The organism is Mycobacterium marinum, assembly GCF_003391395.1.
In the GTDB taxonomy this organism is placed as follows: Bacteria; Actinomycetota; Actinomycetes; order Mycobacteriales; family Mycobacteriaceae; genus Mycobacterium; species Mycobacterium marinum.
Genome location: NZ_CP024190.1, coordinates 398,148 through 417,441 on the forward strand (window position 1 = coordinate 398,148; position 19,294 = coordinate 417,441).

Sequence of the window (19,294 nt, forward strand, 5' to 3'; positions counted from 1 at the left end):
CCGGGTGAACGGCGCACCATCAAGCCTTGAGTTGATGCTTCGCGATCAGCTCCCCGTGGACAGCGCAAATCGGTGTTTCGGCTGGCACACGTTAAGGTAGCCAAGCGCGCAGCCGAGCAAAACGGCAGATGAATCGCGCCGGAGAGTTAGAGGAAGTAGACGCGCCATGACAGATCCGCAGACGACGGTGGGCGTGGTGGCCGAGTCCACGCCCGACGAGCGCCGCGTCGCGCTGGTACCCAAGGCGGTCGGCTCGCTGGTGAACAGCGGGGTGGCCGTGGTGGTGGAATCCGGCGCCGGTGAGCGAGCGCTGCTGCCCGACGATCTCTACACCGAAGCCGGCGCCACCATCGGCGATGCGTGGGCCGCCGACGTAGTCGTCAAGGTCGCACCGCCGAGCGCCGACGAGGTCGGCAAGCTGCGCAACGGGCAGACCCTGATCGGCTTTCTGGCCCCCCGCAATGCCGACAACTCGATCGGTGCGTTGAAGCAAGCCGGTGTCCAGGCCTTTGCGCTGGAAGCTATCCCGCGTATCTCGCGTGCCCAGGTGATGGACGCGTTGTCATCGCAGGCCAACGTGGCCGGCTACAAGGCCGTGCTGCTGGCGGCTTCGGAATCGACCCGGTTCTTCCCGATGCTGACCACCGCGGCGGGCACGGTGAAGCCGGCCACCGTCCTGGTGCTCGGCGTCGGGGTGGCCGGCCTGCAGGCGCTGGCCACGGCCAAGCGGCTGGGCGCCCGGACCACCGGGTACGACGTGCGTCCCGAGGTGGCAGACCAGGTGCGCTCGGTGGGTGCGCAGTGGCTCAACATCGGTATCGATGCCGCCGGTGAGGGCGGGTACGCCCGCGAACTCACCGACGAGGAACGTGCCCAGCAGCAGAAGGCGCTGGAGGCGGCGATCAGCGGTTTCGACGTGGTGATCACCACGGCGCTGGTTCCCGGCCGCCCCGCGCCGCGGTTGGTGACCGCCGCCGCCGTCGAGGCGATGAAGCCCGGCAGCGTGGTGGTGGACCTGGCCGGCGAGACCGGAGGCAACTGCGAACTCACCGAACCCGGGCGGGTCGTGGTCAAGCACGATGTCACGATCGCCTCGCCGCTCAATCTGCCGGCGACGATGCCCGAGCACGCCAGTGAGCTCTACAGCAAGAACATCACCGCGCTGCTGGATCTGTTGCTCACCGACGGCAAACTGGCCCCGGACTTCGACGACGAAGTCATCGCGGACTCCTGCGTGACCCGCGGCGACGACTGAGAGGACTGCTCAACGATGTACGACGAGCTATTGGCCAACCTGGCGATCCTGGTGCTATCCGGGTTCGTCGGGTTCGCGGTCATCTCCAAGGTGCCCAACACCTTGCACACCCCGCTGATGTCGGGGACCAACGCCATCCACGGCATCGTCGTGCTCGGCGCGCTGGTGGTGTTCGGCGAGGTCGAGCATCCGTCGCTGGCGGTACAGATCATCCTGTTCGTCGCCGTGGTGTTCGGCACGCTCAACGTCATTGGCGGCTTCATCGTCACCGACCGCATGCTGGGCATGTTCAAGGGCAAGAAGAAAGTCGCGGCCGTCAAGGCCGAAAAGGCAGAAGGGTCCGCCGCCAAATGAACTACTTGGTGATCGGCCTCTATATCCTGGCGTTCTCGCTGTTCATCTACGGCTTGATGGGCCTGACCGGGCCGAAGACCGCGGTGCGCGGCAACCTGATCGCCGCGGTGGGCATGGCTATTGCGGTGGCCGCCACGCTGGTCAAGATCAGGCACACCGATCAGTGGGTGCTGATCATCGCGGGCCTGGTCGTGGGTGTCGCACTGGGTGTGCCGCCGGCCCGGTTGACCAAGATGACCGCGATGCCGCAGCTGGTCGCGTTCTTCAACGGCGTCGGCGGCGGCACCGTCGCGCTGATCGCGCTGTCGGAGTTCATCGAGACCAAGGGATTCTCGGCGTTCCAGCACGGCGAGTCGCCGACCGTGCACATCGTGGTGGCCTCGTTGTTTGCGGCGATCATCGGGTCGATCTCGTTCTGGGGCTCGATCATCGCGTTCGGCAAGCTGCAGGAGCTCATCTCCGGCGCGCCGATCGGCTTCGGTAAGGCCCAGCAGCCGGTCAACCTGCTGCTGCTGGTCGGGGCCGTGGTGGCCGCGGTGGTGATCGGTCTGGATGCGCATCCGGGCAGTGGCGGGGTGTCGCTGTGGTGGATGATCGGCCTGCTGGCCGCCGCCGGCGTGCTGGGTCTGATGGTGGTGCTGCCGATCGGCGGTGCCGACATGCCGGTGGTCATCTCGCTACTCAACGCCATGACCGGGCTGTCCGCCGCGGCGGCGGGTCTGGCGCTGAACAACACCGCGATGATCGTCGCCGGCATGATCGTGGGCGCCTCGGGTTCGATCCTGACCAACCTGATGGCCAAGGCGATGAACCGCTCCATCCCCGCGATCGTCGCGGGTGGCTTCGGTGGCGGGGGCGTGTCCCCCAGTGCTGACGGCGGCGGTGACAAGCACGTCAAGGCCACCTCGGCCGCCGATGCGGCGATTCAGATGGCCTACGCCAACCAGGTGATCGTGGTGCCCGGCTACGGTCTGGCCGTCGCGCAGGCGCAGCACGCGGTCAAGGACATGGCCTCGCTGCTCGAGGACAAGGGTGTGGCGGTGAAGTACGCCATCCACCCGGTCGCCGGCCGGATGCCCGGGCACATGAACGTGCTGCTGGCCGAGGCCGAGGTCGACTACGACGCCATGAAGGACATGGACGACATCAACGACGAGTTCGCCCGCACCGATGTGGCGATCGTCATCGGCGCCAACGACGTGACCAACCCGGCGGCGCGCAACGACGCGTCCAGCCCGATTTACGGGATGCCGATTCTCAACGTCGACAAGGCCAAGTCAGTGATCGTGCTGAAGCGTTCGATGAACTCCGGGTTCGCCGGGATCGACAACCCGCTGTTTTACGGCGAGGGAACCACGATGCTGTTCGGTGACGCAAAGAAGTCGGTCACGGAGGTCGCCGAAGAACTCAAGGCGCTGTAGCGCGCCTCGAGAGCCGGGCTCGGCGGGCCCGGCTCGGGCCGCCTAGACGGGCGGGTAGGCCGGTGGCGGGTAGCCGTTGCCGTCGGTTACCCCGCGCAAGCCCCACGTCAGGTAGTTGAAGAAGAACTCGATCTCGTCGCTAGCGTCGTAGTCAGGACTCGGATCCATTACTCCACCTCTCGACTCGCGACTTCGTCCGCTAGCGAGTCTAGCCCCAACCGCGCCGGTGCAACAGGCGGTGCAGCCGTTGCATAGACTGTCCAACCAGTTGATTGGTAAATGCCTGATTCTGTGGCCCGCCCGGCTCGGCCAGGCAGTGACGATAGCGAGGGCAAATGCCGTCCGAAACTGGACTTTCACGTCGTGAGGAGTTGCTGGCAGTAGCGACTAAGTTGTTTGCTGCCAGGGGCTATCACGGCACTCGGATGGACGACGTCGCCGACGTGATCGGGCTGAACAAGGCGACGGTTTACCACTATTACGCCAGCAAGTCGCTGATCCTGTTCGACATCTACCGCCAGGCCGCCGAAGGCACCCTGGGCGCGTTGCACGCAGAGCCGTCGTGGACGGCTCGCGAGGCGCTCTATCAATACACCGTCCGGTTGCTCACCGGAATCGCCGACAACCCCGAGCGCGCCGCGGTGTACTTCCAGGAGCAGCCCTATATCGCCGAGTGGTTTACCCCCGAACAGGTTGCCGAGGTCCGCGAAAAGGAAGCCCAGGTTCACGAGCACGTGCATGGCCTGATCGACCGCGGGATCGCCAGCGGGGAGTTCTACGAGTGCGATTCGCACGTGGTGGCGCTGGGCTATATCGGGATGACGCTGGGTAGTTACCGCTGGTTGCGGCCACACGGTCGGCGTACGGCCAGAGAGATCGCGGCCGAGTTCAGCACCGCTTTGCTGCGCGGGCTCATACGCGATGAATCCATTCGCAACCAGTCGCCGCTGGGGTCCTGAAACCGGCAGGTTCCTAGCCGGGGTTGATCGCCGGAAGCCTTTGCAGCACCGGCCCGATGGCATTGGTGACCAACGAAATGTCGGTGACGCCCGGTTGGCCCAGGAAGAAATTCAGATCCGTGTCCAGGGACGGCAGATACGGATAGGCATTCGGTAGCGCCGATGCCGGCAGCAGGCCAAGATCCACCGCCAAGGCGGTGGATCCGTGCACGGCCCCGATGACCAGATCGGTGCCGATCACAAAGGGGTTGGGTATCGGGAACAGCGTGGCCGGGGTGGGGACGTTCGCGTAATCCTGGCCGGATCCCCAATCCGAATAGCCCAGGTCCACCAGCACCCGCAGGTCGGGCTGGATGAAGTCGGCTATCGGGTTGCCGATGAAGGGGATGGCGCGAACCGGTTCGAGCAGCGGCAGGTTCTTCGTCATGAACATGTAGTAGGTGGTGTTGCCGGTGTAGTCGGGTGAGGTTGGCAGCTGGACGGCGTTACTGACGTCGAGATTCGGATACAGCTCGTGTTGGCCGAGGCTCATCAAGGTGTTGAGGTCGGACAGGATGTTGAGCGGGTATCGAGGGAAATCACTGGTGGGGTCGTATTGGGTGGCGTAGATGGTGGTCGGGTAAGGGGTGTCCGGCGGGGTCGGCGAGGTAAACGTCAAGTCCACGAAGGGGATATGCATTCCGGGGAAGCGGGTGAAGATCCCTCCGTTGGGGGTGGCTGGATTGCCGGCCAGCACGAAGGACAGGTCACTGGGGTCCGGTCGCATGCCGACGGGCAGGGCCATCAGGCGCTGCATTTCCTGGGTGGCCACCACCGCGCTTTGTGAGAATCCGAAATTGATGACGTGCTGGCCCCCGTTGATCTGCACGCTGAGTGCGTTGTTCAGATCGATGACGCCTTCGGCGACCGACTGATTGAGCGTCAGGCCCGAGGTGAGCGGCCAGAACTGTGCGGGATAAGACAGGCCCACCGAGGTCGCGCCGGGGAAGAAGGGCTGGATGAATGCGTTGTTGATGGTCGTCACGTACAAGGGGAACGGTTGCGGGTCGAAGGTTCCGCCCATGATCAACGCGAATTCGGGGGTCAGCGACGGCTCGTTTGGTTGTGGATTCGGTCCGGTGGCGATGTTGGAGCCGATATAGGTGTAAGCCGGGTCCCACAGCTGTATGAACGGCTCGCTGAATTCGCCCACCGCGTTCGTCAGTGCCTCGGCGTTGTCGACCTCCGCCTGGGCGTATATGCCCCCGGCATTGGCCAGCAGTTCGGTGAATTCGTCGTGAAACGCACTGGCCTGGGTCAGGACCGCCTGGGCCGACAGCCCGTAGCCGCCGAATAACTTCGAGACGACGGTGGACACTTCGTCGGCAGCCGCCGCCAAAAGGTTGGTCGTCGGGCCGGCGGCGGCCGAGCTGGCGTCGGTGAGCGCCGATCCGATGCCGCCGATGTCCGCGGCCGCCGTGCTCAAGAATTCAGGGATGGTTCGCACATACGACATATCGCCGCCTTCCCCGCAATCCGGGCGCTTCACCGTCGTTCAGAGACGACACTCAACCCGGTCATCACGCAACCTGAGTTCTAATGCGAGCGTAGAACGGTTCTAGTCGACAGTTGGGGCGATTTAAAAAAGCTTTTACGCCAATGGCACATTGCGCGCTTGTTGTCGGTGCGGCTGGAATGCGCGGCCGCCTCACACCGCGGAGGGAATCAATCCCAGGACGGAATCCATCCCAGGTCGCGAGCCGCCGTTCCCAGGGCGCCGGTCAGCAGCGATAGTCCGGTCACGCTCGGCTGGCCCAGATAAACGTTCAGCCCGGGCGACAACGACGCCACGTAGGGGTAGGTGTCGGGCAGGTAGGACTGCGGCAACCATCCCTCATCCACCATGAATGCCTGCACCCCCTGCACGGCACCCTTGCCCAGGTAATAGCTCACCGCGAGCGGGTTGGGCAGCGAGAACAGTGAGGCGGGGGTGGGGATGTCCGCATAGTTCTGTCCCGGTCCGTAATCGCTGTAGCCCAAGTCCACGATCACCCGCAGCGAGGGCTGGATCAGATCGGCGATGGGTGTTCCCACGTACGGGATCTGACGAAGCGGGTCGGTAAGCGGTAGATGCTGGGCCAGGACCATGTAGTACTCGGTATTGCCGGTGTAGCCGGGCGAGGTCGGCAGCTGCACCGCGTTGGCAACGGTGGGCCCGGAGTCTATGGCGTTCGGGTCCGATGTCAGGCCCGCGTAGTAGTGCTCGTCATAAAGGAAGCCCATTATCGCGTTCACGTCCGACACCACATTGAGCGGGTAGCGCGGGAAGTTGGCTATGCCGTCGTATTGGGCGGTGTAAATGGCGGTGGGATAGGGCGAATCCGGCGGGGTCGCGCCATTGAACAACACATCCACAATCGGGAGGTAAAGACCGTTGAAGCGTTCGAGGACGCCGCCGTCGGGGTTGTTCGGATTGCCGGTCAGCACAAACGACAACTGGCTGGGACCGGGCGGATTCAGCTGGCTCATGAAAGCGCGTATTTGGTTGGTGGCAATCGTGGCGCTTTGCGAGTAGCCGAAGACGACGGCGGTATTTGCCGGGTCGCTGAGTTGGGCACTGAGCGCATCTCGCAATATGGCCACACCCTGGGCGACGGATTGACCGAACGTCAGGCTGCCCAGATTGCTGGTAAATGGCCAGAGTTGCTCCGGCGTGAAGAGGACCTGTGTGCTGAACCCCGGGAAATGGGGATCGATGAAGAGATCTTGGACCGCCGTCACATACGTCGCGTCGGGCCAGGGTATTGCGGTGCCGCCCATGACGAACGCGACGTGGGTGCCCGCGGCCAGTGGGGCCGTCTCCGAAGTCCCCGCGGCGGTGCCGAAGGCCCCGCCCAGCAACGTCTGGGCTTGCGTGTTGAGCGCACCAAGCGCGTTGGAAGCTTCGGTGATCGCGTAGCTATCCCCCGCGGTCGCCAGCAACCGGGTGAACTCCGTTTGGAAAGCGCCGGCTTGCGCGACGACGGACTGGTATTCCTGGCCGAACATGCCGAACAGTTTTGCGATGGCTCCCGAAACCTCGTCCGCGGCCGCGGCCGCCACACCGGTGGTCGGACCCGCAATGGCGGCGCTGGCCGCCTTGATCGCCGACCCGATCCCGTCTAGGTCGGTTGCCGCGGTCGTCAACATCTCGGGCGCCGTGATCACATACGACATATCCGCGCCCTTTCTAGACCGGGGCCGCTCGGCTGGGCCGGGACAAACCCGGAACCGGCGGAGCTGAGGTACGCAACCGACAGTAGAGCGAATCCGCGGGCCAGCGCGGCATTTTCCGCAAGCTATTGCTAGTGCCACTCATGGACGCCACTCATGGAAAGACAGGTGGCGGAATCAGATGAAATATGTCTCCGAGGCCACCGCTGAGCAGCGATAGCAGCGTCACGCTCGGCTGGCCGAGGTAGAAATTCAGGCCCGGGTTGAGCGAGGGCACCCATGGGTAGGTGTCGGGGAAGGACTCCGGTCCCAACAATCCGGCTTCGACCCCGATTTCCACCGCGGCACCGTAGGGCGCTTGTAGGCTCCCCTTGAGCAGGTAGTAGCTGACGGCGAAGGGGTTGGGCACCGACAACAGTCCGGCCGGGGTGGGCACATCCGCGTAGCTCAGGCCCGGTCCGTAATCGGAGTAGCCCAAGTCGACGAGCACCCGAAGTTGGGGCTGGATCAGATCGGCGAGCGGTGGTCCGGCATAGGGGATGTCGCGAATCGGCTGGACCAGCGGCAGGTCCTGGGTCAGGTACATGTAGTAATCGGTGTTGCCGGTGTAACCCGGAGACGTCGGCAACTGGATCGCTTGTCCCGACATCAGATCCGGGTAATTCCCGTGCACGTAGAAGTACCCCATGATGGCGTTGATGTCCGACAGGATGTTCAGCGGGTACTGCGGAGCGTGCGCGATCCCGTCGTATTGCGCCGTGAAGATCGAGGTCGGGTAGGGGTTGGCCGCCGGGGTCGCACCGTTGAACGACACGTCCAGGAACGGGATGTAGAAGCCCGGGAAGCGGGCCAGCAGGCCGCCGTCGGGATTGTTGGGGGCGCCGACCATGATGAACGACAGGTCGCCGGGGTCGGGGGCACCGGTCCCCATCGCCATCAGCGCCAGGATTTCGTTGTTGACGATGGTGGCGCTCTGCGAGTAGCCGAACGCGACGACCTTGTTGCCCAGAGCCAGCTGCGTGTTGATGGCATCGTTCAGCAGCGTCACGCCTTGCGCGACGGACTGGTTGAACGTCAAGTTGCCCAGCCCGGGAGTCACCGGCCAGAACTGTTCGGGAGTAAACAACGCTTGTGGGATGGCTCCGGAGAACAGCGGCTGGATGTAGTTGTTGTTGATGTCCGAAACGTAGCCGGGCCCGGGCAGTGGGACGCTGGTGCCGCCCATGATCAGCGCGACTACCGGATCGGCCATCAGGGTCGAACTGACCGCGGTGAGGGCACCGGCGCTGCCCGCGCCTCCGGTGCCGATCGCCGCCGGCCCCAACAGCGACTGGATCGGTGTGGTGATGGCGGTGAGCGCGTCAGACACCCCGGCGGTTATCAGGCTCGCGTTCGCGGCTTCGGCTTGCGCATAGGCGGCTCCCGCGGCCGCCAGCGCGCGAGTGAATTCGGTGTGGAAAGCCGACGCCTGGGCGATGGCCGCCTGGTACTCCTGGCCGTAGGCGCTGAAGACCTTCGCGATCGCTGCCGATACCTCGTCCTGTGCCGCCGCCAGCAGGCCCGAGGTTGGGGCCGCGGCCGCCGAATTGGCCACCTGGAGCGTCGCGGCGATTCCGTCTACATCGGTGGCCGCCGACGCTAATAGGTCGGGCGCTGTGAGAACGTACGACATCTCCCCGTCCTTCCCCGCAATCCGGGCCCAGGCCCGGTCGATCAGGACCAACCCGGAACCGCGGGTATTAGGTATCAATCAGAGGGTAAAACGGTGTCGCCGTTAATTCCGGCGTTTGGGCAACCTCTTAGGGCTGGCCGGCCGGCTTCAGGTGCTTGTCGAGAAAGGCGAGTTGATCGGCCACTACGTGTTCGAAGGCGTCGCCGAGATAGATGGCGAAGTGCCCCTCTGGATAACGGATGACCTCACCGCGAGGAGCCCGGGCGGCGTAGCGCAGGGTGGGACCGGCGGGCGCGACGGAATCGGTTTCGCACACGCAGAACAGGATTGGGCAGGCGATCTTGCGCGCGCTGCGTCCCGGACGGTAGCCAAGCACCTTGATCCCGATCCGGGCCGCGACCTCATTGGGCACCTGGGCGCCCTGCGGCATCAGGCCCAGGTAGCCCGGGTAGGCGTCCGGAGCGGTCATCAGGGCAACCTCGCCCGGTTTGCCCGCGGTGGGAATCATCACCGGCGGCCTGCCCAACCGGGATCCGATGAGGTCGCGCATCGACCGCGCCGTGACACGGATGGCCGTGGTCGGCGCGATCGCGAGCACCGAGGCGATGCCATCGGTGAACGGGCACTGCGCCACCACCGCGGCGATGCCCGGTAGCCGGGCCGCCGTCGCGATCACATGCCCGCCGCCGAAAGAGGTGCCCCACAGGCCGATCCGGGCGTGGTCGACCCCGTCGCAGGTGCGCGCGTAGGCCACCGCCGCCGCCCAGTCCTGCAGCTGCATTCTGATGTCGAGTAGCTGGCGGGGCTGGCCCTCGCTGTCGCCGAAGTTGCGGTAGTCGAACACCAGGCAGGCGTAGCCGGCCGCGCTGAACCGTTGCGCGTAGGCGTCCAGGCGCATGGTGCGAACCGCGCCCAGACCATGCGCCATGACCAGCATGGGCACCGGGCGCGCGGGGTCGGCGCCGGCGGGCCGGTAGAGCCACGCGCTGATCATCTCCTCGCCGCAGGGGAACCGCACGTCCTGGCGCTGTGTCATCGGGGCTCTCCTTTGCGGCAGGGGCCGACGGCGTCCGTCACCTCAAAGAATTATGGACTACTGTCTAGAAAAGTTGCAGCGTTGCGGCGGGATGGAGGACACCCCATGGCGATCCGGGTTGCTCACGTCGGAACCGGAAACGTCGGGCGGCTGGCCCTGAGCGAGCTGGTGACCAACCCGGCGTTCGAGCTGACCGCGGTGTGTGTATCCACGCCCGAGAAGGTGGGCCGTGACGCCGGCGACCTCGCCGGGGTGGGTATCGAGACCGGGATCGCGGCGATCAACGACCTGGATGCGGTGCTGGCCACCGCGCCCGAGTGCGTCGTCTACTGCGCGATGGGAGACACCCGGCTGCCCGACGCAATGGCGGACGTGATGCGCATCCTGGCGGCCGGCAGCAATGTCGTAGGCTCTTCGCCCGGCTTGCTGCAATACCCCTGGGGCGTTATCCCCGACAAATACATTGCTCGGGTGCAACGCGTTGCCGAGCAGGGGAACTCGAGCATCTTCATCACCGGTGTCGACCCGGGGTTCATCAACGACCTCCTGCCGTTTGCCCTGGCCGGAACCTGTCAGCGCATCGAGCAGGTGCGCTGCATGGAGATCCACGACTATGCCTCCTATGACGGCGCAGAGGTCATGCACTACATGGGGTTCGGCAGATCCCTGGACGAGGTGCCCATGCTGCTGCAGCCGGGCGTGCTCGGCATTGCCTGGGGGACGGCGATCCGTCAGTTGGCGGCCGGCCTGGGTATCGAGGTTGACGAAATCACCGAGTCGTATCAGCGTGAACCGGCGCCGGAAGATTTTGAGATCGCGGTGGGGCCGGTGGCCAAGGGCACCCAAGCCGTGCTGCAATTCGAGATCCGGGGCATGGTCGACGGGCAGGCCGCCATCGTCATCGAGCACATCACCCGGCTGCGGCCCGACCTACGACCCGATTGGCCCCAACCCGCCTCCGGTGGAGGGTCCTATCGCATCGAAATCACCGGCGAGCCGTCCTATGCCGTGGACATCGTTCCGAGCAGCCGCAACGGCGATCACAACCACGCCGCCATCGTCGGCGCCGCGGGCCGCATCGTCAACGCGATCCCGGCGGTCCTCACGGCGACACCGGGCATCAGGACGACACTGGACTTGCCCCTAATCACGGGTAAAGGGCTGTACACGCCCATGGTCTCCAACTAACCGAAAGGATCACGACGGCATGGGACGGGTAGACGGAAAGGTTGCACTCATCAGCGGCGGCGCCCGGGGCATGGGCGCTTCACATGCGCGACTGCTGGTGCAAGAAGGCGCCAAGGTGGTGATCGGCGACATCCTCGACGAGGAGGGCAAGGCGCTGGCCGAGGAGATCGGGGACGCGGTGCGCTATGTGCACCTCGATGTCACCCAGCCCGACCAGTGGGAGGCCGCGGTCGCGACGGCCGTCGACGAGTTCGGCAAGCTCGACGTGCTGGTCAACAACGCCGGGATCGTCGCGCTCGGGCAACTCAAGAAGTTCGATCTCGGCAAGTGGCAGAAGGTGATTGACGTCAACTTGACCGGGACGTTCCTAGGCATGCGGGCGGCGGTCGAGCCCATGACCGCTGCCGGTTCAGGCTCGATCATCAATGTGTCGTCGATCGAGGGCCTGCGCGGCGCTCCGGCGGTACACCCCTATGTCGCGTCCAAGTGGGCGGTGCGCGGCTTGACCAAGTCGGCGGCCTTGGAGTTGGCGCCGCTGAACATCCGGGTGAACTCGATTCACCCCGGCTTCATTCGGACGCCGATGACGGCCAACCTGCCCGACGACATGGTCACCATTCCGCTGGGGCGACCGGCGGACTCCCGTGAGGTGTCGACCTTCGTCGTGTTCCTGGCCAGTGACGATGCGTCCTACGCGACCGGTAGCGAATTTGTGATGGATGGGGGCCTGGTCACCGACGTGCCGCACAAGCAGTTTTAGCACTTGCTATAACCACGAGCATGCTGCGCAGTCTCGCGAATGTGGTTGGTTCCAGTCATGTCCTCACCGATCCGGACATATTGGCCGGCCGCAGCGTCGACCACACCGGCCGCTATCGGGGCCGGGCCAGCGCGCTGGTGCGCCCGGCTTCGGCCGATCAGGTGGCCGAGGTGCTGCGGGTGTGCCGGGATGCCGGGGCGCACGTCACCGTGCAGGGCGGCCGCACCTCGCTGGTCGCCGGGACCGTGCCCGAACACGACGACGTGCTGTTGTCCACCGAACGGATTTGCGACGTCGCCGATGTCGACACCCTCGAGCGCCGAGTCGCGGTGGGCGCGGGGGCGACTCTGGCGGCGGTGCAGCGCGCCGCGACCGCGGCCGGACTGGTGTTCGGTGTGGATCTGTCGGCGCGGGAGTCCGCGACCGTCGGCGGGATGGCATCCACCAACGCCGGCGGGCTGCGGACGGTCCGCTACGGCAACATGGGCGAGCAGGTCGTCGGCCTGGACGTGGCATTGCCCGACGGTTCGGTGTTACGCCGGCACAGCCTGGTGCGCAGCGACAACACCGGCTATGACCTGCCAGCGCTATTCGTGGGAGCCGAGGGAACTCTCGGTGTCATCACCGCGCTGGACCTGCGGCTGCACCCCACCCCGTCGCATCGGCTGACCGCGGTCTGCGGCTTCGCCGACCTCGAGGCACTCGTCGATGCCGGCCGGGTGTTTCGTGATGTCGGCGGGATTGCGGCACTGGAACTGATCGACGGCCGGGCCGCGGCGCTGACCCGCGAGCATCTCGGGGTGCCGGCTCCGGTGCCGGGGGACTGGCTGCTATTGGTGGAACTGGCCGCCGACCACGACCAAACCGAGCGGCTGGCCGATCTGCTCGACGGCGTACGGTTGTGCGGTGATCCGGCGGTGGGCGTGGATGTTGCTGCGCAGCAACGGTTGTGGCGCATCCGGGAATCCTTGGCCGAGGTGTTGGGTGTATATGGTCCGCCGCTGAAGTTCGACGTTTCGCTGCCCCTGGCGGCGATCAGCGAATTTGCCGCCGCAGCGGCGACGTTGGTCGCGGCGCACGTGCCCGAGGCGATTCCGCTGCTGTTCGGCCACATCGGCGAGGGCAACCTGCATTTGAATGTGCTGCGCTGCCCGGTGCCGCGCGAGCCGGCGCTGTACCAGGAGATGATGTCGCTCATCGCGCAGTGCGGCGGCAATGTCAGCTCGGAGCACGGAATCGGCAGCCGCAAGCGACCGTATCTGCAGATGTCCCGCGAGGACACCGACATCGCGGTGATGCGGGCCGTCAAGGCGGCGCTGGACCCGACCGGTTACCTCAACCCCGCGGTGCTGTTCGATTGATCCCGTTCAGCCGCCCTTGAGGCCGACGGCATGGCGCAGCTGGGCGAGGAACTGGTCGGCGTCATCGCTTCGAACAATGTAGTGCGAGATGGCAATTCGGATCGCTGTTGCCGCCTTGACGGCGGCGTTGGGGCCGGGCAACAACCGCTGCAGCCCTTCGCGCATTTCCGGGATCACACCCGACATCTGGGAGATGACGAGCTCCGGTTCGATGTCGACCATCCGCACGCCCGAGTAGGAATATTGGTAATCGACAATGAATCGTAAAGCGGCGTCGAGCTTGTCGACGCCCTTCAATCCGGCGGTGGCCTTGCTCAAGCCGCTTTCGAAGACTTGGCGCTCGTAGCGTGAAAACGTGGCGAGCAACTCTTCTTTGGAGGCGAACCAGCGGTAGAGCGTGGGGCGCGATACGCCCGCCTGGGCGGCGACTTCGGAGAGGCTGAGCTTGGTCTTGCCGCTGCGCGCCAGCACTTCGGCGGTGGCCGCGAGGATGCGCTGACGCGTCGACGTGTCGCCGTCAGTGGTGTCGATTGCCCCAAACGCCTGGCTCATGTCTGAAACCTTACGAAAGATCCGCGGGTGTCACCGATTTTGGCGCTGCTTTCCAACATCATCGGGCCCGCCGGCGCACCAGGACCGATTGCGCGATGGTGCCGACCGCACCTTGCTGGTCGAACAGGGTGCCCGCCGCCGTGCCGATTCCGTCGGGTCCGTAGCTGGTTTCGGCGCGAATGCCGATCCAATCCCCGGCCGGGATGCGGAACACGTGCACGGCCAGGTCGGTGTTGAGGAAGGTCCACTTGGTGATGTCCAGCTTGCTGCCGATGCCGTTGGCGCAGTCCGCCACCGCGAACAGCCGTTCTAGCGGCGTCATGGTCTCGCCGTTGACCAGATCCACGGTCGGCTTGATCCAGCATTCACCCGGGCCCGGGGTCATCGGCTCGGTGAGCCAGCGCCAGTCCAGGCTGTGCACGTAGTTGCGATCCCAACTCATCGGCGCCAGCTTGCGGTTGCGGGCCTCGGCGAGCGGGCGGGGCGGCTGTTCGGCCGCGTGGCGGAGTTCTTGGGTGTCCAACTGGGCTAGTCGCCATCCGCTGGCGCGGGCCACCGCCCGGGGCCGGCCATCGGGGCCTGGCGCGGCCAGCTCGGCGCTGACCAACTCGATCTGCTTGCCGCCGCGTTCGATCCGCGAACTCACCCAGAGGTCGCCGTCGGCCGGCACCGCTCCGATCAAGTCGACGACCACCCGGCTCAGCCGGGTGTCTTCACGCCAGGCGCATCGCTGCAGCGCTCGGACCAGCAGCGCCGACACCGGCGCGCCGTGTTGGATCGAGGCCGACCAGGTGCCGCGCACCAGGTCGGTCGCGGCAAACTTCTCGCCCAGCGGATCGGCGTCATCGATCAGCTCGTAGTAGGAGTCGGTCATATCACCACTCTTCCGTGTTGGGGCCGGGGCCGGGGCCGGTCAAGGCAGGCCGGCGCCGGGGGTGGCCACGGTGACGGCATCCAGCTGGGAAAGCCGGGTGCCGATCAGCCGCTTGGGATACGCGTCGGTGCTGGACAGCAGGAACAACGTGCGGCGCCCGGGCCCGCCCAACGCGCATGCGATGGCAACCCGATCACCCATGTCGATGCGGTCGGTCACCACCCCGCCGGCGACGATCCGCTCGAATTGGTGAGCCAGCGTCATGGCCGCCCAGACCGCGCCCTCGGCGTCGAGGGCGATGCCGTCGGGTGGCCCGTCCAGGCCCGCGGCGAAGACCCGGCGGTCGTTGAGCGCGCCATCGGCGCTGACGGTGAATGCGCTGAGCCGGCGGCCGACCGACTCGGCGACGATGAGCGTGTCGTGGTCGGGGGTAATGACCATCCCGTTGGGGAAGTCGAGGTCCTCGGCGACGACCTGTGCGCTGTTGTCGGTATCGAGCCGGATGATCACGCCGCCCGAGAAGGACTGGCACCCGATATAGGCGCGGCCCGCACGGTCGATCACCATGTCGCCGAGGTCGGCGGGTGCCAGGTCGCGCAGATCGGCGACGGTGACCACGGTGTCGCCGTCGTAGCGCAGGACCAGCCGGTCGTGCGCCGACGCAATCAACAGTGTCCCGTCGGGCCGGAACCCCAGCCCGCAAGGGGAGTGGCCGGGCAGCGGCAGGGTGGTCAGCGAGCCGTGCATGTCCGAGGTGTGTACGGCCTCGCCCAGCATGTCGGAGAACCAGAGCAGCCCCTCGAACCAGCGCGGCCCCTCGCCGAAACAGAAGCCGCGGGCCAGCGGGCTTACCTCTCGACGCGTGCCGTTACAAATCACGGCAAAAGTGTCATGCACTTTGGGTGCCGCTGTCAACGCGGGGCGACCCGGCGTCCGTGCTTTACAAACAATATCCAAAATGTCACGCTGAGCCGGGAGCTGACAGCGAGGTGAGCGCATTGACCACAGATTCTGAACAGGCCCAATGGTCAGTCGATGGCCTGCTCGAACTTTTCCAGGTGCGCGCCGATGGGGTCGATCGGTTCACCGCCGACACTGGATTCGCCGGCCACGACGAGCGGCAAGTGGTGGAAGGCACCCAAGTGGTCGCGCAGGCCATCATGGCCGTGGCGAGCCGGTTCGAGGGCAAGTCGGTGCGCTCGGCGCACGCCGTTTTCTGCCGCGCCGTCATCGTCGGCCCGCCGCTCGAACTCGTCCTCGACGTCGTCCATGAAGGCCGATCGACGGCCACCGCGATCGTCGCGGCCAATCAGAACGGCAAGCGCTGCTTGACCGTGACGGTGCTGGCCGACATCCCCACCCCGGATGTGATCAAGCATCACCTGCCGCGCCCACCGGTGGTTGCGCCCGCCGGCGCCAACGTTTCGCAAATGCCGATGGCCGGCCGGCAGTTGCGGCTCGTCGATGTCGTCGACGTCAACAGTCCCGACGAGGTGGGGCCGCCGGAACTGTATGCGTGGCTGCACTACGAACCAATTCCGGACCGCGACGACCTGGCCAAGGCGCTGATCGCGTATTTCACCGGCCACCTTGGGATTTCAACCACCATGCGGGCGCATCCGGGCATCGGCACCAGCCAAGCCCATCTGAGCGTGTCGACCGCGCCGATGACGATCTCGGTTGCCTTCCATGAACCCGTGCGCTGGGACGGTTGGTTGCTCTACAGCCACGAGAGCACTCAGGTCGGCGCGGGAATGTCCTATGTGCGCGGCACGGTACACACCGAACAAGGCGCCCTCATCGCCTCGTTCGCCCAGGAGGCGCTGATCCGGCCGCTTCGCACCAGTGACACCTCGATCGATGCCCGGTCGCGGTTCTAGCGGCGGGAATATCGTTGCGCTTCATCATCACCCACCCGATGCACAGTCATCCCTACCACCCCGAACTCGCCTCCGGCGCCGGCGTCGCGGCCGTCGCGGCGGCAGCCGAGCGGGCCGGCTTCCACGGCTTCGGCTTCACCGACCACCCGGCACCGTCGCAGCGCTGGCTCGAGGCGGGAGGCCACGACGCGCTGGATCCCTTTGTCGCACTGGGCTTTGCGGCGGCACAAACGACGTCACTGCGCTTGATTCCCAACATCGTCGTGTTGCCGTATCGCAACCCGTTTGTGGTGGCGAAGTCCGCTGCCACGCTGGACCTACTGTCGGGTGGTCGGTTCATCCTCGCGGTCGGCGTGGGTTATCTCAAGCGGGAGTTCGCGGCGCTGGGTGTGGACCATGCCGAACGCGCCGAGCTGTTCGACGAGGCACTGCAGGTGATCCGGACGGTCTGGACCAGCGACGACATATCCTTTGAGGGAAGCCATTTCAGCGCGCGGGGAATCACCGCCCACCCCCGCCCGGCCAGCAATCCCTACCCGCCCATCTGGGTGGGCGGTAACACGGCGGCAGCGCGCCGACGCGTCGCCGTCCACGGGGACGGCTGGTGTCCTTTCCCCGCGCCGGCACCGCTGGCGCAGACCGCGGGCACTGCGGCCATCGACTCGGCGGGCCGGCTCGCCGCCGGTATCGACGATTTGCGGCGCAAGTGTGACGCGGCGGGCCGGGATTTCTCCGCGATCGATGTCGCCTTCACCAACTTCGACGGCGGCGGTCCGGCAAGCGCGGACTTCAATGCCGACGCCTATCTGGGGGGGTTGGAAAAGCTGGCGACGCTCGGGGTGACGTGGGTGCACGTCGGTCTGCCCGGTGACGGCCTTGCGCACGCGCTGGAATGTATCGACCGATTTCGCGCCCAGGTGATCGACGCCGCCTGAGCCTGGCGCCCCGATGTGCCGGCTACCTTGCTGGCAACTCCGCGGTGACCTGCACGGCCCCTTCGTCGAAGCTCAAGAACCCTTTGATCGGAACGCTTTCCGGCGGCGGATCTTCGTAACTCCAGGCAATGTCAGGGGCGACCATGTCGCCGACGACGGCCGACCAGTAGGTCGCCACGCCCTTGTAGTTGCAGTAGCTGGAGGTCTGTGACCTCACCAGCAGGTCGGTGCGCACCTGCGCTGGCGCCACATACAGACGTGGTTGCAGCGAAGTTTCGAAGACGATCACCGTGTCCTGGGTGTTCACCAGCGTGGTGCCGGCCAGCGCGACGTGCAGGTGTCGCGTGGTCGGGCGGCAGTCGACGCGGTGGTAGGGGTTCGGCGGGTAGTGCACGAGTTGGCGGCCCTCTTCGAGCCACATGTCGACGGCATCCCACCGAACATGGACGAAGCCGGGCGCCGCGGTCTCGGGCTGAGTCGGTAGGTCGGCGATCTCGTCGGTGGGAAACACGTAGCGCAGCGGGTGGCCCCGCCGGTGCACCATCAGCGCGCGCTCGGTGTCGATTACCAGGCGCCCATTGCGAAATGCCTGGATGCGCCGAGGATGTGGCTCGACGTAGACCAAACCATCGGGCACCGGCGGGCAGAAGCGCCCGGCCGGATGCTTGCTGAGCGGGCCGTGCCCGGTGGCCAGGCTCATGACGTTCCTCCTAGATCGGCGGCCCGTAACGCGGCCACGGTCTGCAGGTCGTGCAAGGCCGCGACTGTCAGGTCCAGGCCGGTGAGCGCGATGTCTGCGGCCTGCATGCCGCCCAGGCCGGCCACGATCGTGGTTGCGACATAGGCGTAGACGGCGGCTTGTCGATAGCGCAGCCATAGCTCTTCGCGGTCCAGCTCCGGCCCGCCGGCGGCGGCCAATGCGCGGCGGTAGACGTCGAGCAGTTCGCGCTCGGTGACCCGACGGTCGGTGGTGGTCATGCCGGTGATCAGCGTGTAAGCGAGATCGCGGGCGGGGTGGCCGAGCCGGACCGCCTGCCAGTCGAGCAGACCCGCCGCGAGCGGGCCGCCCGATGAGCGGAAATACCAATTACCCGGGTGCGCGTCGCCGTGCAGCACGGTGTGTGGTGGTGCGTCGATGAGTCCGGTGATCGCCCGGTAGTGCTCGAAGACAAAGTCGCGACCTGGCAGGAGCGCCGCGGCGTGCCCGCCCAACCTGCGCCACGAGGCCCGCAGCATGGTGGGAACCAGCGGCACGCTCGGATCACGCGAGGCCGCATACAGCCATCCAAATGGTCGGCCACCGCCGTGATTGAGCTGTACCCAGCACGTCGCGTGCAGGCGGGCAAGCAGTTCGACCGCCAGGGCGGCCTGATCGTTGTTGAACGGATGCAGCGTGTCCGAGAAATCGCATGTCCCTTCGGCGGGAGCTGCCAAGTCTTCCAGGACAAGCACGAATCGGCCGGTCAGCGAATCGAACGCGCAGCCGTATGCCGTTGGCGCGTCGGGCGCTAACTCGGGGGACAGGTCGCGGTAGAAACTCACCTCGGTCTCGGCCAGCCGGCCCAGCTCGCCGATAAATCTGGTCGCGGCCGTAGCCGCCGCCATCTTGACGAACACCGACTCGGGAACGTCGTTGCCGCTCAGCGCTAGTCGGGCCCGCGACGTCGTCCCACTGCTGTCATCGAGCACCGACACCGAGGACACCCTGCGCCCCATGATTGCCGACAACGCCGGCGCATCCAGGTCGTCGATGCGGCGGGGGAATGCTCTGGCGTTGCGCAGCACGGCGTCGGTTGCCACCCGGCCGAGGCCACGACCGAGATGAGTGGCTAGGCGAGCCAGCGCGATCACCCTG

19 protein-coding genes are annotated in these 19,294 nt (G+C 66.1%); 9 read left to right on the plus strand and 10 right to left on the minus strand.

All coding sequences use genetic code 11. The features are described 5' to 3' along the window. Positions 1-166: 166 nt before the first annotated feature. From CCUG20998_RS01735 to CCUG20998_RS01745, 3 genes are read left to right on the plus strand one after another with little or no spacing between them, the layout of a single operon-like run. Positions 167-1,255 carry a Re/Si-specific NAD(P)(+) transhydrogenase subunit alpha gene (locus CCUG20998_RS01735; RefSeq protein ID WP_020731443.1) on the plus strand — a complete coding sequence of 363 codons (1,089 nt, stop codon included), beginning with the start codon at positions 167-169 and terminating at the stop codon, positions 1,253-1,255. Between the two features lie 15 nt (positions 1,256-1,270). Next, positions 1,271-1,609: an NAD(P) transhydrogenase subunit alpha part 2 gene (locus CCUG20998_RS01740; RefSeq protein WP_011742254.1), complete on the plus strand. Its 339-nt coding sequence runs from the start codon at positions 1,271-1,273 to the stop codon at positions 1,607-1,609. Further along, positions 1,606-3,030, plus strand: coding sequence for an NAD(P)(+) transhydrogenase (Re/Si-specific) subunit beta (locus CCUG20998_RS01745; protein WP_012392359.1), 1,425 nt, complete (start codon positions 1,606-1,608; stop codon positions 3,028-3,030). Before CCUG20998_RS01740 ends, CCUG20998_RS01745 begins: the two co-directional genes overlap by 4 nt. Positions 3,031-3,072: 42 nt before the next feature. Here CCUG20998_RS01745 and CCUG20998_RS01750 read toward each other — a convergent pair whose 3' ends face one another. Then, entirely contained in the window at positions 3,073-3,198 is a 126-nt protein-coding gene (locus CCUG20998_RS01750; RefSeq protein ID WP_012392360.1) for a hypothetical protein, read from the minus strand. Between the two features lie 167 nt (positions 3,199-3,365). On the opposite strand from CCUG20998_RS01750, the gene CCUG20998_RS01755 reads away from it, so the two are divergent. Next, complete coding sequence (locus tag CCUG20998_RS01755) at positions 3,366-3,989, plus strand: TetR/AcrR family transcriptional regulator (protein ID WP_011742251.1); 624 nt, start codon at positions 3,366-3,368, stop codon at positions 3,987-3,989. Positions 3,990-4,002: 13 nt separating this feature from the next. On the opposite strand, the gene CCUG20998_RS01760 is transcribed toward CCUG20998_RS01755, so the two are convergent. The 4 genes from CCUG20998_RS01760 to CCUG20998_RS01775 all read right to left on the minus strand — a co-directional run bounded on the left by CCUG20998_RS01760 (position 4,003) and on the right by CCUG20998_RS01775 (position 9,889). Beyond that, a complete protein-coding gene (locus tag CCUG20998_RS01760) occupies positions 4,003-5,484 on the minus strand; it encodes a PE-PPE domain-containing protein (protein WP_020731444.1) in 1,482 nt (493 codons plus the stop codon). A 209-nt stretch (positions 5,485-5,693) separates the two neighbouring features. After that, positions 5,694-7,184 carry a PE family protein gene (locus CCUG20998_RS01765; RefSeq protein ID WP_020731445.1) on the minus strand — a complete coding sequence of 497 codons (1,491 nt, stop codon included), beginning with the start codon at positions 7,182-7,184 and terminating at the stop codon, positions 5,694-5,696. Positions 7,185-7,335: 151 nt separating this feature from the next. Beyond that, complete coding sequence (locus tag CCUG20998_RS01770) at positions 7,336-8,853, minus strand: PE family protein (RefSeq protein ID WP_012392363.1); 1,518 nt, start codon at positions 8,851-8,853, stop codon at positions 7,336-7,338. Positions 8,854-8,980: 127 nt separating this feature from the next. Then, a complete protein-coding gene (locus CCUG20998_RS01775) occupies positions 8,981-9,889 on the minus strand; it encodes an alpha/beta hydrolase (protein ID WP_020731447.1) in 909 nt (302 codons plus the stop codon). Between the two features lie 105 nt (positions 9,890-9,994). Here CCUG20998_RS01775 and CCUG20998_RS01780 point away from each other — a divergent pair, with 105 nt between their 5' ends. From CCUG20998_RS01780 to CCUG20998_RS01790, 3 genes are read left to right on the plus strand one after another with little or no spacing between them, the layout of a single operon-like run. Then, positions 9,995-11,077, plus strand: a complete 1,083-nt coding sequence (locus CCUG20998_RS01780; protein ID WP_020731448.1) for an NAD(P)H-dependent amine dehydrogenase family protein — start codon at positions 9,995-9,997, stop codon at positions 11,075-11,077. Between the two features lie 19 nt (positions 11,078-11,096). After that, a complete protein-coding gene (locus CCUG20998_RS01785) occupies positions 11,097-11,837 on the plus strand; it encodes a glucose 1-dehydrogenase (RefSeq protein ID WP_020731449.1) in 741 nt (246 codons plus the stop codon). Positions 11,838-11,857: 20 nt separating this feature from the next. Beyond that, positions 11,858-13,198, plus strand: a complete 1,341-nt coding sequence (locus tag CCUG20998_RS01790; RefSeq protein WP_020731450.1) for an FAD-binding oxidoreductase — start codon at positions 11,858-11,860, stop codon at positions 13,196-13,198. A gap of 6 nt (positions 13,199-13,204) precedes the next feature. On the opposite strand, the gene CCUG20998_RS01795 is transcribed toward CCUG20998_RS01790, so the two are convergent. The 3 genes from CCUG20998_RS01795 to CCUG20998_RS01805 are packed head-to-tail and all read right to left on the minus strand — an operon-like array spanning position 13,205 to position 15,521. Next, positions 13,205-13,750: a TetR/AcrR family transcriptional regulator gene (locus tag CCUG20998_RS01795; RefSeq protein WP_012392368.1), complete on the minus strand. Its 546-nt coding sequence runs from the start codon at positions 13,748-13,750 to the stop codon at positions 13,205-13,207. A gap of 58 nt (positions 13,751-13,808) precedes the next feature. After that, positions 13,809-14,624: a thioesterase family protein gene (locus tag CCUG20998_RS01800; RefSeq protein ID WP_020731451.1), complete on the minus strand. Its 816-nt coding sequence runs from the start codon at positions 14,622-14,624 to the stop codon at positions 13,809-13,811. A gap of 39 nt (positions 14,625-14,663) precedes the next feature. Next, on the minus strand, positions 14,664-15,521 hold the full coding sequence (locus tag CCUG20998_RS01805; RefSeq protein WP_012392370.1) for an SMP-30/gluconolactonase/LRE family protein: 858 nt from the start codon (positions 15,519-15,521) through the stop codon (positions 14,664-14,666). 92 nt (positions 15,522-15,613) lie between these two features. Between CCUG20998_RS01805 and CCUG20998_RS01810 the strand changes: the two genes are divergently transcribed. Both CCUG20998_RS01810 and CCUG20998_RS01815 read left to right on the plus strand, forming a co-directional pair. Next, positions 15,614-16,504, plus strand: coding sequence for an acyl-CoA thioesterase (locus tag CCUG20998_RS01810; protein ID WP_020731452.1), 891 nt, complete (start codon positions 15,614-15,616; stop codon positions 16,502-16,504). Positions 16,505-16,518: 14 nt separating this feature from the next. Next, complete coding sequence (locus CCUG20998_RS01815) at positions 16,519-17,439, plus strand: LLM class F420-dependent oxidoreductase (protein WP_020731453.1); 921 nt, start codon at positions 16,519-16,521, stop codon at positions 17,437-17,439. Positions 17,440-17,461: 22 nt separating this feature from the next. On the opposite strand, the gene CCUG20998_RS01820 is transcribed toward CCUG20998_RS01815, so the two are convergent. Both CCUG20998_RS01820 and CCUG20998_RS01825 read right to left on the minus strand, forming a co-directional pair. Further along, positions 17,462-18,139, minus strand: coding sequence for a DUF427 domain-containing protein (locus tag CCUG20998_RS01820; protein ID WP_020731454.1), 678 nt, complete (start codon positions 18,137-18,139; stop codon positions 17,462-17,464). Continuing rightward, positions 18,136-19,290, minus strand: coding sequence for a phosphotransferase (locus tag CCUG20998_RS01825; protein WP_020731455.1), 1,155 nt, complete (start codon positions 19,288-19,290; stop codon positions 18,136-18,138). Before CCUG20998_RS01825 ends, CCUG20998_RS01820 begins: the two co-directional genes overlap by 4 nt. Positions 19,291-19,294 lie beyond the last annotated feature (4 nt).